Source organism: Pantoea sp. USHLN256, from assembly GCF_037149875.1.
Taxonomy (GTDB): Bacteria; Pseudomonadota; Gammaproteobacteria; order Enterobacterales; family Enterobacteriaceae; genus Pantoea; species Pantoea nemavictus.
Genome location: NZ_JBBCQO010000041.1, coordinates 1 through 342, shown reverse-complemented (window position 1 = coordinate 342; position 342 = coordinate 1). Strand labels below are relative to the sequence as shown.

The 342-nt window shown below is 49.4% G+C and carries 1 pseudogene; it reads left to right on the top strand.

What is annotated here, in order from left to right:
* Positions 1-181 (top strand): annotated as a pseudogene (locus WFL93_RS24155) (hypothetical protein); the annotation flags it as partial.
* Positions 182-342: the final 161 nt, after the last annotated feature.

Genomic DNA, 342 nt, shown 5'->3' with positions numbered 1-342 from the left:
TGAGGTATTGATAACGCGCTACCCTGTACTTCTCGTCTGCGCCCCGGGACTTCGTTATCAGTTTTACCATCAGGGTTTCGACAAACAAAAAATTGTCTGGTTAGGCGTCATAGAATATTGCTCGTCAGATCCCCGTTCTGCGCTCAAGAAGCTGGCGGAGCTGGCTTTTGCTGATTTTTAGCAGGGTTGTTATGTTTGATGTGGTAGAGCTACTCAGTCGCCATGTTTTTGACGTCCGCTCCTCGCTCATAGCGGACATTGGACTGGTACCGTCCTCTTTGTTCCACTACCGGACGTCTTACGATGACGGCAACTGCCTAATATGGCGTTCATCGTATTGGC